The sequence below is a fragment of the Enterobacter cloacae complex sp. 385G4 genome (assembly GCF_057320665.1).
In genome coordinates, this window is the sequence record NZ_JBXWDD010000003.1 from 13,268 (window position 1) to 27,442 (window position 14,175).

The 14,175-nt window shown below is 55.7% G+C and carries 18 protein-coding genes; 8 read left to right on the plus strand and 10 right to left on the minus strand.

From position 1 onward, the window contains the following. Positions 1 to 5: 5 nt before the first annotated feature. Both AC2FAJ_RS10535 and AC2FAJ_RS10540 read right to left on the minus strand, forming a co-directional pair. Positions 6 to 467, minus strand: coding sequence for a YjiG family protein (locus AC2FAJ_RS10535; protein ID WP_028015231.1), 462 nt, complete (start codon positions 465 to 467; stop codon positions 6 to 8). Further along, entirely contained in the window at positions 448 to 1,113 is a 666-nt protein-coding gene (locus AC2FAJ_RS10540) for a nucleoside recognition domain-containing protein (protein WP_041911498.1), read from the minus strand. The genes AC2FAJ_RS10535 and AC2FAJ_RS10540 overlap by 20 nt, the downstream gene beginning before the upstream one ends. A 234-nt stretch (positions 1,114 to 1,347) precedes the next feature. Between AC2FAJ_RS10540 and AC2FAJ_RS10545 the strand changes: the two genes are divergently transcribed. Beyond that, positions 1,348 to 1,701, plus strand: coding sequence for a DUF4156 domain-containing protein (locus AC2FAJ_RS10545; RefSeq protein WP_014882205.1), 354 nt, complete (start codon positions 1,348 to 1,350; stop codon positions 1,699 to 1,701). Between the two features lie 64 nt (positions 1,702 to 1,765). Here AC2FAJ_RS10545 and epmB read toward each other — a convergent pair whose 3' ends face one another. Continuing rightward, on the minus strand, positions 1,766 to 2,794 hold the full coding sequence (epmB, locus tag AC2FAJ_RS10550; RefSeq protein ID WP_028015233.1) for an EF-P beta-lysylation protein EpmB: 1,029 nt from the start codon (positions 2,792 to 2,794) through the stop codon (positions 1,766 to 1,768). Positions 2,795 to 2,834: 40 nt separating this feature from the next. Here epmB and efp point away from each other — a divergent pair, with 40 nt between their 5' ends. The 3 genes from efp (at position 2,835) to ecnB (ending at position 3,846) form a co-directional block, all read left to right on the plus strand. Next, a complete protein-coding gene (gene efp, locus AC2FAJ_RS10555; protein ID WP_003855940.1) occupies positions 2,835 to 3,401 on the plus strand; it encodes an elongation factor P in 567 nt (188 codons plus the stop codon). A gap of 58 nt (positions 3,402 to 3,459) precedes the next feature. Further along, the gene (locus AC2FAJ_RS10560; protein ID WP_028015234.1) at positions 3,460 to 3,591 is read left to right on the plus strand and encodes an entericidin A/B family lipoprotein; all 132 of its coding nucleotides are present in this window, start codon (positions 3,460 to 3,462) and stop codon (positions 3,589 to 3,591) included. Between the two features lie 108 nt (positions 3,592 to 3,699). Beyond that, a complete protein-coding gene (ecnB, locus tag AC2FAJ_RS10565; RefSeq protein WP_003855942.1) occupies positions 3,700 to 3,846 on the plus strand; it encodes a lipoprotein toxin entericidin B in 147 nt (48 codons plus the stop codon). 40 nt (positions 3,847 to 3,886) lie between these two features. Here ecnB and AC2FAJ_RS10570 read toward each other — a convergent pair whose 3' ends face one another. After that, a complete protein-coding gene (locus AC2FAJ_RS10570) occupies positions 3,887 to 4,486 on the minus strand; it encodes a helix-turn-helix transcriptional regulator (protein WP_041911497.1) in 600 nt (199 codons plus the stop codon). Between the two features lie 259 nt (positions 4,487 to 4,745). Here AC2FAJ_RS10570 and sugE point away from each other — a divergent pair, with 259 nt between their 5' ends. Next, a complete protein-coding gene (sugE, locus tag AC2FAJ_RS10575) occupies positions 4,746 to 5,063 on the plus strand; it encodes a quaternary ammonium compound efflux SMR transporter SugE (RefSeq protein WP_006178944.1) in 318 nt (105 codons plus the stop codon). Here sugE and AC2FAJ_RS10580 read toward each other — a convergent pair. Then, positions 5,060 to 5,590, minus strand: coding sequence for a lipocalin family protein (locus tag AC2FAJ_RS10580; protein ID WP_028015236.1), 531 nt, complete (start codon positions 5,588 to 5,590; stop codon positions 5,060 to 5,062). The genes sugE and AC2FAJ_RS10580 overlap by 4 nt on opposite strands. Before the next feature lie 105 nt (positions 5,591 to 5,695). Next, on the minus strand, positions 5,696 to 6,841 hold the full coding sequence (gene blaACT, locus AC2FAJ_RS10585; RefSeq protein ID WP_224066186.1) for an ACT family cephalosporin-hydrolyzing class C beta-lactamase: 1,146 nt from the start codon (positions 6,839 to 6,841) through the stop codon (positions 5,696 to 5,698). A gap of 132 nt (positions 6,842 to 6,973) precedes the next feature. Here blaACT and ampR point away from each other — a divergent pair, with 132 nt between their 5' ends. Beyond that, positions 6,974 to 7,849, plus strand: a complete 876-nt coding sequence (ampR, locus tag AC2FAJ_RS10590; protein WP_041911495.1) for a LysR family transcriptional regulator AmpR — start codon at positions 6,974 to 6,976, stop codon at positions 7,847 to 7,849. 29 nt (positions 7,850 to 7,878) lie between these two features. On the opposite strand, the gene frdD is transcribed toward ampR, so the two are convergent. Genes frdD through frdA form a run of 4 tightly spaced genes read right to left on the minus strand, consistent with a single transcriptional unit; the run spans position 7,879 to position 11,172 of the window. Further along, a complete protein-coding gene (gene frdD / locus AC2FAJ_RS10595) occupies positions 7,879 to 8,238 on the minus strand; it encodes a fumarate reductase subunit FrdD (RefSeq protein WP_000609653.1) in 360 nt (119 codons plus the stop codon). A 10-nt stretch (positions 8,239 to 8,248) separates the two neighbouring features. Beyond that, the gene (gene frdC / locus AC2FAJ_RS10600) at positions 8,249 to 8,644 is read right to left on the minus strand and encodes a fumarate reductase subunit FrdC (protein ID WP_028015239.1); all 396 of its coding nucleotides are present in this window, start codon (positions 8,642 to 8,644) and stop codon (positions 8,249 to 8,251) included. Positions 8,645 to 8,654: 10 nt separating this feature from the next. Next, positions 8,655 to 9,389: a succinate dehydrogenase/fumarate reductase iron-sulfur subunit gene (locus AC2FAJ_RS10605; protein WP_041911494.1), complete on the minus strand. Its 735-nt coding sequence runs from the start codon at positions 9,387 to 9,389 to the stop codon at positions 8,655 to 8,657. Next, on the minus strand, positions 9,382 to 11,172 hold the full coding sequence (gene frdA / locus AC2FAJ_RS10610) for a fumarate reductase (quinol) flavoprotein subunit (RefSeq protein ID WP_060573537.1): 1,791 nt from the start codon (positions 11,170 to 11,172) through the stop codon (positions 9,382 to 9,384). Before frdA ends, AC2FAJ_RS10605 begins: the two co-directional genes overlap by 8 nt. Before the next feature lie 310 nt (positions 11,173 to 11,482). Here frdA and epmA point away from each other — a divergent pair, with 310 nt between their 5' ends. Together epmA and yjeM are read left to right on the plus strand one after the other, a co-directional pair. Then, positions 11,483 to 12,460 carry an elongation factor P--(R)-beta-lysine ligase gene (gene epmA / locus AC2FAJ_RS10615; RefSeq protein ID WP_041911493.1) on the plus strand — a complete coding sequence of 326 codons (978 nt, stop codon included), beginning with the start codon at positions 11,483 to 11,485 and terminating at the stop codon, positions 12,458 to 12,460. Between the two features lie 198 nt (positions 12,461 to 12,658). Beyond that, complete coding sequence (gene yjeM / locus AC2FAJ_RS10620; protein WP_041911492.1) at positions 12,659 to 14,158, plus strand: glutamate/gamma-aminobutyrate family transporter YjeM; 1,500 nt, start codon at positions 12,659 to 12,661, stop codon at positions 14,156 to 14,158. The last annotated feature ends 17 nt before the right edge of the window (positions 14,159 to 14,175 follow it).

Genomic DNA, 14,175 nt, shown 5'->3' on the forward strand with positions numbered 1-14,175 from the left:
TCTCCTCAGAAGAGTAGCTGCATTACCCACATTGAGAGCAGGGCGTTAATGACGCAGACGGTAATGATGTGCGGATAATACTTCGGGTTAACGCCTGCGGTGCCCAGGCAGCGGCCGGTGTTTTGCACCGGATTGCCCATCAGATAGATGGCGGGCAGCAGAACGGTGGCATCGTGGCCGTTGAGCGTGCCGGCAGCCACCAGGCTGGCGCAAACCCCCACGCCGCCGCCCATACTCATCACCGAGGCCAGCAGGACCGTTGCCGCCGCGCCCGGAAGCCCCCACAGGGCCATAATTGGCTCGCAAATATTGCCAACAATATCCAGCAGGCCGGTCACCTTGAGCGCCTGAATGATGACAAACGCCATAACCACGTTCGGCAGCAGGCTGGTAGTGGCGATGGTAAAGCCTCGGCGGGCGCCATCGATAAACATGTCCATGATATTTTTACGCGGCTGGGCGATCATTTTTTTCCTCCTGAATACGACGATCTTCCATGCGAGCGATCCACAGACGCAGGAGGTTCGCGCCAACAAATTTAAACATCAGTATGACGGCCAGCGGCGTGATTACCGGGACGGTAATAAACGTGAAGAGTGCGGCGCCGGAAGAAAAATAGTTGGTAATGATGGCGCTACCGCTGGTCTGGAAGGTGGCGAAAATGGCGCGCTCGCGATCGGTAATAGCCCCTTCGTCTGTCAACTCTTTGGTCATCCCTGCTGCGGCATCGGTATTTTGCAGGTTGGCGATGAGGGCCAGAGAGCAGACGCCCGGTACGCCAAGCAGCGGGCGCAAAATGGGCGTCATCAGCTGTTGCGCGGCACGCAGCCCGCCCAGCCCCTCGGTGACGGCAATGATCCCGAGCGATAAAATGACCGAAGGCGCCAGTTCAAGGGCAAATAAGAAACCGTCTTTCGCCCCCGTGCCGCCCTCACCGCGAAACGTGAGCGTGCCGTTCACCGGACCGAAGCTGCCGTTTAGGACGGTAAAATCCAGCACGCGCCACCATTCGGTACTTTTGGCGAAAAAGCCTGAGAAAAATACGATGGTGAGCACAAACGCCAGATAGCCCACCCATGTTACCTTTTCCTCTCCTGAGGATGATGCACTCATGAAACCCCCTGTTTTAATCGCGTACAAAAGTTGTACGTCGCAACACTAAAAACGATCGAGGGCTAAAACACGATATCCCAAAGGGCATTATCAGAATTCATTTAAGATGTCGGAGGAGTGATGTACGGAATCCGGCTCGCAGAAATGCGCGGGGATTTTTCTTTTAGTCATCTTTTAGGTATAAGATTTACACACGGACAATTACTGTCCAGCTTATTGAAAACGAGGAATAACATGCGCGTAAAAGTCTGTGCAGGGATCGTAGGAGCAGCGTTGCTGCTGGCGGGTTGTAGCTCCAGCAATGAACTGTCGGCAGCGGGCCAGGGCGTTCGCTTTGTGGAAGATAAGCCAGGCAGCGAATGCCAGCTGTTAGGCACGGCCACCGGTGAACAAAGTAACTGGATGTCGGGTCAGCACGGTGAAGAGGGCGGCTCTATGCGCGGCGCGGCGAATGCCCTGCGTAACCAGGCTGCTGCAATGGGGGGGAACGTGATTTACGGCGTGAGCAGCCCGACGCAAGGAATGCTCTCCAGCTTCGTGCCAACGGCCAGCCAGATGAGCGGCCAGGTCTATAAGTGCCCGAACTGAGTTTACTTGCTGATGGCGCTGCGCCCCACCTCGTAGGGCAGGTAAGCGTAGCGCCACCTGCCTTTTAGCGCTGCCGCAGTTGCAAATCCAGCGGCGTCTTACTCGGCTCTCCGCCAATCTCGCGTGCCAGCTTCGGCACCATATAACCTGAAACCAGCGTTAACAGCTCGCGCATAATTTGTCGGGCTTCCTCATCCGTCACCATGAAATGCGCCGCGCCCTGCACGCGATCCAGCACGTGCAGGTAATAGGGCATCACGCCTGCGTCAAACAAGGCATTGCTGAGATCGGCCAGCACCCGGGCACTGTCGTTCACGCCGCGCAACAATACGCTCTGGTTGAGCAGCGTCACGCCCGCCTTACGCAGACGCGCCATCGCCGCGCGAAATTCATCGTCGATCTCGTTCGCGTGGTTGATATGGTTTACCAGCAGCACCTGTAGACGGGACTGCTCCAGGCGCGTGACCAGGGCGTCGGTAATACGCGCCGGGATGACAATCGGTAAACGGCTGTGAATGCGCAGACGTTTGATGTGCGGGATGGCTTCAAGCTGCGTCAAAAGCCAGTCCAGTTCATGATCTTTTGCCATCAGTGGGTCACCGCCGGAAAAAATAATCTCATCCAGCTCTGGATGGGCGGCGATATAGTCCAGCGCAACCTGCCAGTTGCGCTTATTTCCCTGGTTTTCGGCATACGGGAAGTGCCGACGAAAGCAGTAACGACAATTTACCGCACAGCCGCCTTTTACCAGCAGCAGGGCGCGATTGAGATATTTGTGCAGTAAACCCGGCACCACGCTGTTTTGCTCTTCCAGCGGATCGGTGCTGTAGCCCGGCGCTGTAATAAACTCATCCTGCGACGTAAGGGTTTGTTTTAATAAAGGATCGTCAGGGTTGCCTTTTTCCATGCGCGCAACAAACGCGCGGGGAACACGCAGGGCGAAAAGTCGCTTTGCCTCACGGCCAGCAAGCAACTCCGGATGCTGATCGAGGTCTAAAAGACGCAGCAATTCATCAGGACTGGTGATTACATCGGCAAGTTGCGATAACCAATCTTCTCTGGATGGGGTGTTTAGGGTTACAATATGCGCCATTTTGTGGCTTAGCTACCAGTTAACAAATTTAGAGGGCCTTATGGCAACGTACTATAGCAACGATTTTCGTGCTGGTCTTAAAATCATGATGGACGGCGAACCGTACGCGGTTGAAGCCAGCGAATTCGTTAAACCAGGTAAAGGCCAGGCATTCGCACGCGTTAAGCTGCGCCGCCTGCTGACCGGTACCCGTGTTGAGAAAACCTTCAAATCTACTGACTCCGCTGAAGGCGCTGATGTTGTCGATATGAACCTGACTTACCTGTACAACGACGGTGAGTTCTGGCACTTCATGAACAACGAAACCTTCGAGCAGCTGTCTGCTGACGCGAAAGCCATTGGCGATAACGCGAAGTGGCTGCTGGATCAGGCTGAGTGCATCGTGACCCTGTGGAACGGCCAGCCTATCGCCGTTACCCCACCAAACTTTGTTGAGCTGGAAATCGTTGAAACCGATCCAGGTCTGAAAGGTGACACCGCGGGTACTGGCGGCAAGCCAGCAACGCTCTCCACCGGCGCTGTGGTGAAAGTACCGCTGTTCGTACAGATCGGTGAAGTGATCAAAGTGGATACTCGCTCCGGCGAATACGTATCCCGCGTGAAGTAATTTACGTCATGATTCGAGGCGCAGCGCCCGCTGCGCCTGATTTTTGCAGGCAGGGATGATGAAACGTACCGTTAAAATTCTGCTTCTGTTAGCGCTCTCCAGCGTACTGCTTTCCGGCTGTAACACCGCCCGTGGCATGGGGGAAGATATCCAGGACCTCGGTCATATCATTTCTCACGCAGCCAGCTAAGTCCGTCTAATTTTCCTAAAATTGCTTCCTTTTCCGTCAATCGGCGGGATCTTGTCTATTCTTAAGTTGCTATACACAAAACAACTTTGGCTATAAAAGGAAGATATTATGGTTAAGAAAACAATTGCAGCGATCTTTTCTGTCCTCGTGCTTTCCTCCGTGTTGACTGCATGTAATACCACCCGCGGCGTAGGGGAAGATATCTCCGACGGTGGTAACGCGATTTCTGGTGCAGCAACTAAAGCTCAGAACTAATGAAGCATGGACGGTACGGCACGTGAGTTTCACCGTACCGTCAATTCTCTGCTTCCTGCAGGGATAAAAACGGTGAAAAGCGTGTATCCATATGCAGCTTCATGCGGATATTGCGTTTATAGGTATAAACCGTTTTTCCGTTAATGCTCAGGTGAGCGGCTATCTTTTGGTTGCTCGCGCCGTCCATCCATAACGTCAACACTTTCTCCTCCTGTCGTGTCAGCAAGGGGGCGGCCACCGTCGGGCGGTACGTGCTTGCGCGCGAAATTAACGCGTCATTGATAACCGTCGCGATTTCCTCAAGAGGGGCATTTTTCATTAGCGAAGACCAGACCGGGAAGTTCCCGAGCCAGGTCGCCAGGTCCTTGTCCTCTCCCGATTGCAGCATAATAAAAGGTAATTTTTCGCTGGCGTTCAGCAAAGAAGAGAGTTGCTGGAAATGGTGAATATCCTGCCTGAAACCATGCAGGTCAGCGATGACCAGCTCAGGTTTCCATTGCAGAATGTGCTCTCTGGCGAGGAATAGATTGTTCAGCCCGGTCACAACGTAGTGCCCCGGGAACAAACCGGAATGATTGAGCCATGCTTCAAACCCGGTGCGGGTGAAGTGACAACGGTCAATCAAAAGAATCTTGAACATATTTTATTCGCAGTCGGCTAGTGGTTTGGCTTCCTGCCATCAGAAAGCACATCATCATAGAGAAGTCCGATGAGCTATAAATGCCTGAACTCCGCGCCATACTGCGGCTATTTCTGGGCTTAACGCGTTCATCAGAAAATGATTGAAAAAAAATCACACGCTAACCAAAATATGGGGTGTTATCTGCCTTGCGGGACGACCCGTAAGCGCTTCCTTCATCGGGGACGGCCCCAACTGTTTTTAAGTTAAGGAGCCCGAGATGTCCTGGATTATTCTCTTTATTGCTGGTCTGCTCGAAGTGGTATGGGCGATTGGTCTCAAGTACACCCACGGATTTACCCGCCTGACGCCCAGCGTTATTACCGTTACGGCGATGATCGTGAGCATTGTTCTGCTATCGTGGGCAATGCGTTCTCTGCCCGTGGGAACGGCCTATGCCGTCTGGACGGGGATCGGTGCCGTAGGCGCGGCGATTACCGGCATTCTGCTGCTGGGTGAGTCAGCGAGCCTGGCGCGCATTGCCAGCCTCGCTCTGATTGTTGCCGGTATCATTGGGCTGAAGCTCAGTACCCATTAACGGGGCTGTTTTACCCAAATAAGTTTCGACACATCAAACCCCTGTCGGGTCGCGACGTCCAGCATCTGCTGTTTCATTTCTGACGAAATAGTTGGCGTGCGGGAAAGTATCCACAGATAGTCGCGATCCGGCCCGCAGACCAGCGCGTGACGGTACTCTCTGTCGAGCGCTATCACGTTATAGCCGCCATAAAACGGGCCGAAGAAAGAGACTTTGAGCGCGGCCCGTCGCGGGTCGCCAGTGAAATAGGCTTTCCCGACCGACTGCTGCCACATCTCACGATCGGGATTATAGCCCCGGTTGATCACCTGAATACCGCCATCATCCATTGGGCTGTAATTAGCAGTAACCTTCTCTAAGCCCTGCTCAAACCGATGGTCGAGGCGCGCGATTTCATACCATGTTCCAAGGAAGCGTTGTGCATCAAAAGGCGTGACGACGGTAACGCCAGGAGGTGGGGTAGGGGAACTGCAGGCCACCACTAAAAACGCGGCTGTCACCGCGGCGATAACAGGCAAAATGCGCATAGGAGTTTCCTTACTGTTTTTTGTTAAGTGTAGATGACGGCAAGGAAAATGTGGTTTTTGTGCGGTGTGTTTCGCCGGGTAAGCGCAGCGCTACCCGGCAATGTTTTACTGCAGCGCGTCGAGGATACGGTATGCCGCCTCAACTCGCGCCGGGTTCGGATAGCTTTTATTCGCCAGCATCACAATGCCGAGCTGCTTTTCAGGAATAAAGGCCACGTAGCTGCCAAACCCGCCGGTGGAGCCCGTTTTGTGCACCCATGAGGCCTTAACCGGGGGAACGGGTGGATTCACTTCTCTCGCAGGCAACGGTGCCAGCGCCACCTTGTTATCACTGCCTCCGACGACGGTTTTGGCATCGACCGGCCAGTTAAGCATCTCCCAACCTAACCCCTGATACATGGCACCCACGCGCCAGTAGCGAGACTGCGCCAGCGTAATGCCTTGCTTCAGGGACGTATCCTGCAGTGCGTCAGGGGCCATATTGGCCATCACCCAGCTCGCCATATCCTGCACGTTGGTTTTCACGCCATATGCCTCTGCATCCAGCATGCCCGGTGAAACGTGGACCGCTTTACCGTCACGATATCCCCAGGCGTAATGCGTCTCCTCCGCTTTCGGAACGTTAATCCAGGTATGATCCAGCTTGAGCGGCTTAAAGACCCGCGTCGTCATGGCCTGCTCATAGCTCATGCCGGAAGGTTTGACCGCCAGCGCGCCAAAAAGACCGATGCTGGAGTTGGCGTAAAGACGCGTTGTGCCCGGCTTCCACTGAGGCTGCCAGTTTTGATAGAAGCGCAGCAGGGATGCGTTATCTGTGACCTCATCGGGCACCTGTAAAGGCAGGCCACCGGCGGTGTAGGTTGCCAGATCCAGCATGCGAATCCCTTGCCACTGCTTGCCGGTCAGATCAGGCCAATATTTGGTTACCGGATCGCCCAGCGAAATTTCGCCGCGGGCAATGGCATCGCCCCCCAGCACGCCGGTGAAGGTTTTACTTATAGAGCCCAGCTCGAACAGGGTTTGCGGGGTGACGGGTTTGTTCGCCGCGATATCGGCCTTTCCAAAGGTAAAGTAGTGTGGCTGGCCCTGATAAATCACGGCCACCGCCATGCCTGGAATACCCTGCGCTTTCATCAGGGGCGTAACGTTGCGTTCTACCACGTCAGCCAGCTGTTTTTCCGACATCGGCGCGGCGAGTACAGAGCAGGATGTGCTGAGCAGCAGGGCGCAGCAAAGGAATTTTTTCATCATCAATTATCTTCCATAATAGCAGGTCAAGGGAGTGTCCGGGCCCGGCAGACCGCTGTAGTCTGTTGGATTTGACTATGGCTGACAAACGGTTAAATTTAACATGAGCTGTTAATTTTTCTAACGGATGGAACAATGACCCGCAGCTATCTTCCGCTTAATTCGCTTCGCGCCTTCGAAGCGGCCGCCCGGCACCTCAGTTTTACGCATGCAGCGATAGAGCTGAACGTCACCCATTCCGCCATCAGCCAGCACGTTAAGGCGCTGGAGCAGCATCTGAATTGCCAGCTGTTTGTCCGCGTCTCGCGCGGCCTGATGCTGACCACGGAGGGGGAAAATCTGCTGCCGGTGCTGAATGATTCATTCGATCGTATCGCCGGAATGCTGGATCGCTTTGCCAGCCAGCGCGCTCAGGAGAAGCTAAAAATTGGCGTAGTAGGAACTTTCGCCACGGGTATCCTGTTCTCTCAGCTCGCGGACTTTCGCCGCTGTTATCCGCATATCGATCTTCACCTTTCCACCCATAACAACCGCGTCGATCCGGCTGCTGAAGGGCTTGATTATACGATCCGCTACGGCGGTGGGGCGTGGCACGGCACCGAGGCGCAATTCCTGTGCCCTGCGCCGCTGGCGCCACTTTGCTCGCCCGAAATCGCCGCCGTGCTCCAGTCTCCGGCCGACATCCTGAAGTTTACCCTGCTGCGCTCTTACCGACGCGACGAATGGTCGGCGTGGATGCAGGCGGCAGGCGAGCATCCTCCGTCGCCAACGCACCGGGTGATGGTGTTTGATTCGTCTGTCACCATGCTGGAAGCCGCACAGGCAGGTATGGGCATTGCCATTGCGCCTGTCGATATGTTTACCCATTTGCTGAACAGCGAGCGCATCGTGCAGCCGTTTACAACGCAAATTGATCTGGGCAGTTACTGGTTAACGAGACTGCAGTCGCGGGCTGAAACGTCCGCAATGCGTGAATTTGCCCAGTGGCTGGTGGGAAAGATGCAGAGATAAAAGGCCCGCCGGATGGCGGGCCAGAAGCGTCAGATAGTGACAACGGCAATCAGCGTCACCACGGTCAGGATGGTTGCCAGCCCGTAGAACACCCATTTACCGCTCGGCACATGGATTTTCAGGTCATGCATCGCATGGTGAATGCGGTGCAGGCCGCACCACAGCGGCAGGACGATCATCAGGAAGATGAACACGCGGCCAATAAAGCTGCTCGCAAACGCCAGCACGCGCTCGTAGCTCAGCGCATCGCCCGGAAACAGCCCCAGCGGCAGCATAATGCCGACCAGCAAGATGATCACCGGGGCGATGATGGCACTCCACATGCCGCCTGCGCCAAACAGGCCCCAGAAGACCGGCTCGTCTGAACGTTTTGGATTTGGATTGATCACAGTAGTCTCCTTACCAGAACAGTGCGACAAATAGAATGACAACCGTGACCAGGATCGTCACTGCCCATAGCCCTTTAATGACTGGCTCCGGCCCCATTTTTTCGTCTTTAATGATGATGTTTGCCGCTTTTGGCGCCAGTTCAAACCAGGTTTTGGTATGAAGTAGCGCCGCCGCGAGCGCGATCAGGTTCAGAACCACGATGATTGGGTTTTGCAGGAAACCGACAAAGTTCGCCCAGGTTTCTGGCCCGTGTTTAAGGGCAAAAACGCCATACATTAACTCAAGGCTGAACCAGACCGCCGGTACCGCCGTGCCTTCACGCAGCATATAGAAGCGATAAAACGGCAGGTTTTTCCACCAGGTGGACGGCACAGGCCGCACGTAGGCTTTGCGTTTAGTCGTCATCATGCACTCCTTAGCGTGGTTTCAGGGTAGCGATAAGAAAGTCTTTCGAGCTTTCCACTTTACCCTGCTGAATTGCGGCGGCCGGGTCGACGTGCTTCGGACAGACTTCAGAGCAGTAGCCCACAAACGTACAGGTCCAGACGCCGTTCTGGCCGTTTAGCTGCGCCATACGTTCTTTTTTGCCGTGGTCGCGGCTGTCTTCGTTATAGCGGTGCGCCAGGGTAATGGCGGCCGGGCCGATGAACTCCGGGTTCAGGCCAAACTGAGGACAGGCGGCGTAACACAGGCCGCAGTTGATGCAGCCGGAGAACTGATGGTATTTCGCCATCTGCGCCGGCGTCTGGGTGTTCGGACCCTGGTCCGGCGTGCGCGGGTTGCCGATGATGTACGGCTTAATCGCTTCCAGGCTTTCGATAAAGTGGGTCATATCGACCACCAGATCGCGCTCAATCGGGAAGTTGCCCAGCGCTTCAACCTTAATGCCTTTGGTGTAATCACGCAGGAAGGTTTTACAGGCCAACTTCGGCACCTTGTTGACCATCATGCCGCAGGAGCCGCAGATCGCCATGCGGCAGGACCAGCGGTAGCTCAGGTCCGGCGCCAGGTTGTCTTTGATATAGCCGAGCGCATCCAGGAGGGAGGTTTGCTCGTCATAAGGCACTTCGTAGAAAGCGCTGTGGGGGGCGGTATCCACTTCCGGGTTGTAGCGCACCACTTCAACTTTCAATTTTTGCATCTCAGCCATTCGCCTTCTCCTTCTTCTCGGCGGCTTCTGCTTCTGCGCCATACACGCGTTTAGCCGGTGGCAGCGTGGTGATTTTCACGTCGCTGTAGTCCAGACGCGTGGTGCCATCCGCATCGCGCCAGGCGAGAGTGTGTTTCAGGAAATTGACGTCGTCACGTTCGGTGCAGCCTTCGTCCAGACGCTGGTGGGCGCCGCGAGACTCTTTACGCGCCAGCGCAGAGTGCGCCATACATTCCGCGACGTTCAGGCCGTGGCCAAGCTCAATGGTATAGAGCAGGTCGGTGTTGAAGACGCTGGAGGTATCGGTGATGCGCACGCGCTTGAAGCGCTCCTGCAGTTCCGCCAGCTTGTCGACGGTTTTCTGCATCAGTTCCGGCGTACGGTAGATACCGCAGCCTTCTTCCATCGACAGGCCCATCTCGTCGCGGATCTTCGACCAGTTCTCGTTGCCTTCCTGGTTCACCAGATCCTTCAGGCGTTTTTCAACGTCTGTGACCTGCGCATCCAGCGCCGCACCGTTTGCTTCGCCTGCGGTCGCCGCACGCTCCATGGCGCGCTCGCCCGCCATGCGGCCAAAGACGACCAGCTCTGCCAGCGAGTTAGAGCCCAGACGGTTGGCGCCGTGCAGGCCGACGGAGGAACACTCGCCCACGGCGAACAGACCTTTAATGCGGGTTTCACACTGCTGGTCGGTTTCAATCCCGCCCATGGTGTAGTGCGCGGTTGGGCGTACCGGTATCGGCTCTTTCACCGGGTCGACGCCCACGTAGGCTTTTGCCAGTTCGCAGATAAACGGCAGACGCTCCAGCAGTTTCTTCTCGCCCAGGTGACGCAGGTCGAGATAGACCACGTCGCCGCGCGGCGTTGAGATGGTGTTGCCCTTGCGCCACTCGTGCCAGAAGGCCTGAGAAACTTTGTCGCGCGGGCCGAGCTCCATGTATTTGTTCTTCGGCTCGCCGAGCGGGGTTTCCGGGCCCATGCCGTAATCCTGCAGATAACGGTAGCCGTTTTTGTTGACCAGAATACCGCCTTCACCGCGGCAGCCTTCCGTCATCAGAATACCGGAGCCCGGCAGGCCGGTTGGGTGATACTGCACAAACTCCATATCGCGCAGCGGCACGCCGTGGCTCAGCGCCATGCCCATCCCGTCGCCGGTGACGATGCCGCCGTTGGTGTTGTAGCGATATACGCGACCCGCACCGCCCGTTGCCATCACCACCGCATTGGCGCGGATCTGGACGAGCGTGCCTTCCATCATATTCATCGCCACCAGGCCACGTGCATGACCGTCGTCGACCAGAATGTCGAGGACAAAATGTTCATCGAAGCGCTGAATTTGTGGGAACTGAAGGGAGGTCTGGAAGAGGGTGTGCAGCATGTGGAAGCCGGTCTTATCGGCGGCGAACCAGGTACGTTCGATCTTCATGCCACCGAAGCGGCGGACGTTGACGCTGCCGTCCGGACGGCGGCTCCACGGGCATCCCCACTGCTCGAGCTGGGTCATCTCCGTTGGGCAATGGTGCACGAAGTAGTCAACGACATCCTGTTCGCAAAGCCAGTCGCCCCCTGCAACCGTGTCGTGGAAATGGTATTCGAAGCTGTCATGATCCTGCGCGACGGCGGCGGATCCTCCTTCTGCTGCCACCGTGTGGCTGCGCATCGGATAGACTTTTGAAATCAATGCGATTCTAGCGTTCGGGTTGGCTTGTGCCGCAGCAATTGCAGCGCGTAATCCAGCCCCGCCAGCGCCTATTACGGCAAGATCGGCTTGAAAAGTTTGCACGACATTCCTCCAGATTTTTGTTTTCCCGCAATGCGATGAACTAAAGGAAGTTCACCTGCCCGAACGGGCGATTGCGGAAGCGATTCCACTGCTCCTTTATGGGTATAACAGTATAACCGCGTAGTTGTGAGGGAAATTTGACGTGTTCGATTTTTTTGCTGTTCTGTGCGGTGATTTATCATCGTGATTGATGAATTGCATCACAGAATAATCCACATAAATGAAATACGCGTTTTTACTGCGCAAAATTTGTCTCTGCCACTGCTAACGAGTAGACTTCGTGCCCTTGTCTGAAATCGGAGAAAAACTCATGAGCGAAACGGCCACCTGGCAGCCGAGCGCATCCATCCCAAATCTGTTAAAACGCGCCGCAATTATGACGGAGATCCGCCGTTTCTTTGCCGACCGCGGCGTCCTGGAGGTGGAAACCCCGTGCATGAGTCAGGCAACGGTAACGGATATTCATCTGGTCCCGTTTGAAACCCGTTTTGTTGGCCCAGGCCACTCCCAGGGCATGAATCTGTATCTGATGACCAGCCCGGAATATCACATGAAGCGCCTGCTGGCGGCGGGGTGTGGTCCGGTGTATCAGCTGTGCCGCAGCTTCCGTAATGAAGAAATGGGGCGTCACCACAACCCGGAATTCACCATGCTGGAGTGGTACCGCCCGCACTATGATATGTACCGCCTGATGAATGAGGTGGACGATTTGCTGCAGCAGGTACTGGACTGCTCTGAAGCCGAAACGCTCTCCTATCAGCAGGCCTTCCAGCGCCATCTGGAAATCGATCCGCTGTCGGCGGACAAAGCTCAGCTGCGTGAAGTGGCGGCAAAACTGGATCTGAGCAACGTGGCGGATACCGAAGAGGATCGCGACACGCTGCTGCAGCTGCTGTTCACCTTCGGCGTGGAACCGCAGATTGGCAAAGATCGCCCGACGTTTGTCTATCACTTCCCGGCAAGCCAGGCGTCACTGGCGCAGATCAGCACCGAAGACCACCGTGTGGCAGAGCGTTTTGAGGTTTACTACAAAGGCATCGAGCTGGCGAACGGCTTCCACGAGCTGACCGACGCGCGCGAACAGCAGCAGCGTTTCGAGCAGGACAACCGTAAGCGCGCCGCGCGCGGTCTGCCGCAGCAGCCGATTGATGTTAACTTGCTGGAAGCATTAAAGGCCGGTCTGCCGGATTGCTCCGGCGTGGCGCTGGGCGTGGATCGTCTGGTCATGCTGGCGCTGGGTGCCGAGCAGCTGGGCGATGTGATTGCCTTTACGGTCGATCGCGCCTAAAGCATGGCCGGGTGGCGCTGTCGCTTACCCGGCATATAGTATCTGTGGCAATTTTCCTTTCCATTTCTTCTCCGCAACATTAAAAACTGCCATTTTCTCTGTACACGGGTCTTTTTCTTAAATTGCCTCGTATAGCCACAATATTAGTCTGGTCATCTGCTACCATCCGCGCAGTTTAATTCCTCTTCGGATGGTTATATGTCCCAGTCACTCAAAAAGATGACCCTCACCGGGCTCATTCTGATGATTTTTACGTCAGTTTTTGGCTTTGCCAACAGCCCGTCGGCTTTCTATCTGATGGGCTACAGCGCGACGCCGTTTTATATCGTTTCTGCTCTGTTCTTCTTTATCCCGTTTGCGCTGATGATGGCGGAGATGGGCTCGGCTTACCGGAAAGAAGAGGGCGGTATCTATTCATGGATGAACAACAGCATCGGCCCGCGCTACGCGTTTATCGGCACGTTTATGTGGTTCTCCTCCTACGTCGTCTGGATGGTCAGCACGGCGGCCAAAGTCTGGGTGCCGTTCTCCACGTTTCTTTTCGGTGCGGATAAAACGCAGGTCTGGTCTTTAGCCGGGCTGAGCTCCACGCAGGTGGTCGGAATTCTGGCGGTGTGCTGGATGGTGGTGGTGACGCTGGTGGCGTCAAAAGGCATCAACAAAATTGCCCGTATCACCGCCGTTGGCGGTATTTCCGTGATGTGCCTGAACCTGGTGCTGCTGCTGGTGAGTATCGCCATTCTGTGCCTGAACGGCGGACACTTCGCGCAGGAGGTGAACTTCGTTTCATCGCCTAATCCGGGCTATCAGTCCGGGCTGGCCATGCTCTCCTTCGTGGTATTTGCCATTTTTGCCTACGGCGGTATTGAAGCGGTAGGTGGGCTGGTCGATAAGACCGAGAACCCGGAAAAAAACTTTGCCAAAGGGATTATTTTTGCCGCCATCGTGATTTCCATCGGCTATTCGCTGGCGATTTTCCTCTGGGGCGTTAGCACCAACTGGCAGCAGGTATTGAGTAACAATACCACTAACCTCGGGAACATCACCTACGTGCTGATGAAAAGCCTGGGAATGACGCTGGGTAACGCCATGCACCTGACGCTGGAAGCATCGGCCACCCTGGGGATCTGGTTTGCGCGCATTACCGGCCTGTCGATGTTCCTAGCCTATACCGGCGCGTTCTTCACGCTAATCTACTCGCCGCTGAAAGCAATCATCCAGGGTACGCCAAAGGCGCTGTGGCTGGCACGCATGACGCAGCTCAATACCGCAGGCATGCCTGCCAACGCCATGTGGATGCAGTGTCTGCTGGTGTGCGTGTTCATTCTGCTGGTGTCATTTGGCGGTGATACCGCGTCTGCGTTCTATAACAAGCTGACCCTGATGGCGAACGTGTCGATGACGCTGCCGTACCTGTTCCTGACGCTGGCGTTCCCGTTCTTTAAGGCGAAGCGGGATCTTGAGCGTCCGTTTGTGATCTTCAAAACTCGCGCGGCAACGCTGCTGGCGACCACGGTGGTGGTGCTGGTCGTGGCGTTTGCCAACATCTTTACCGTTATTCAGCCCGTGGTTGAGGCGAACGACTGGAACAGCGCGCTGTGGATGGTCGGTGGGCCAGTCTTCTTCTCGCTGCTGGCGATGGGGATTTATGAGAATTACCGCCGGCGCTCAATGGCGTACGTCACGGAAGTGGCGTAGCGGTAAAATGCCCCTCC

Coding starts and splice junctions, on each gene's coding strand:
- AC2FAJ_RS10535 (WP_028015231.1), bottom strand. CDS start 467: ATGATCGCCCAGCCGCGTAAAAATATCATGGACATGTTTATCGATGGC.
- AC2FAJ_RS10540 (WP_041911498.1), bottom strand. CDS start 1,113: ATGAGTGCATCATCCTCAGGAGAGGAAAAGGTAACATGGGTGGGCTAT.
- AC2FAJ_RS10545 (WP_014882205.1), top strand. CDS start 1,348: ATGCGCGTAAAAGTCTGTGCAGGGATCGTAGGAGCAGCGTTGCTGCTG.
- epmB (WP_028015233.1), bottom strand. CDS start 2,794: ATGGCGCATATTGTAACCCTAAACACCCCATCCAGAGAAGATTGGTTA.
- efp (WP_003855940.1), top strand. CDS start 2,835: ATGGCAACGTACTATAGCAACGATTTTCGTGCTGGTCTTAAAATCATG.
- AC2FAJ_RS10560 (WP_028015234.1), top strand. CDS start 3,460: ATGAAACGTACCGTTAAAATTCTGCTTCTGTTAGCGCTCTCCAGCGTA.
- ecnB (WP_003855942.1), top strand. CDS start 3,700: ATGGTTAAGAAAACAATTGCAGCGATCTTTTCTGTCCTCGTGCTTTCC.
- AC2FAJ_RS10570 (WP_041911497.1), bottom strand. CDS start 4,486: ATGTTCAAGATTCTTTTGATTGACCGTTGTCACTTCACCCGCACCGGG.
- sugE (WP_006178944.1), top strand. CDS start 4,746: ATGTCCTGGATTATTCTCTTTATTGCTGGTCTGCTCGAAGTGGTATGG.
- AC2FAJ_RS10580 (WP_028015236.1), bottom strand. CDS start 5,590: ATGCGCATTTTGCCTGTTATCGCCGCGGTGACAGCCGCGTTTTTAGTG.
- blaACT (WP_224066186.1), bottom strand. CDS start 6,841: ATGATGAAAAAATTCCTTTGCTGCGCCCTGCTGCTCAGCACATCCTGC.
- ampR (WP_041911495.1), top strand. CDS start 6,974: ATGACCCGCAGCTATCTTCCGCTTAATTCGCTTCGCGCCTTCGAAGCG.
- frdC (WP_028015239.1), bottom strand. CDS start 8,644: ATGACGACTAAACGCAAAGCCTACGTGCGGCCTGTGCCGTCCACCTGG.
- AC2FAJ_RS10605 (WP_041911494.1), bottom strand. CDS start 9,389: ATGGCTGAGATGCAAAAATTGAAAGTTGAAGTGGTGCGCTACAACCCG.
- epmA (WP_041911493.1), top strand. CDS start 11,483: ATGAGCGAAACGGCCACCTGGCAGCCGAGCGCATCCATCCCAAATCTG.
- yjeM (WP_041911492.1), top strand. CDS start 12,659: ATGTCCCAGTCACTCAAAAAGATGACCCTCACCGGGCTCATTCTGATG.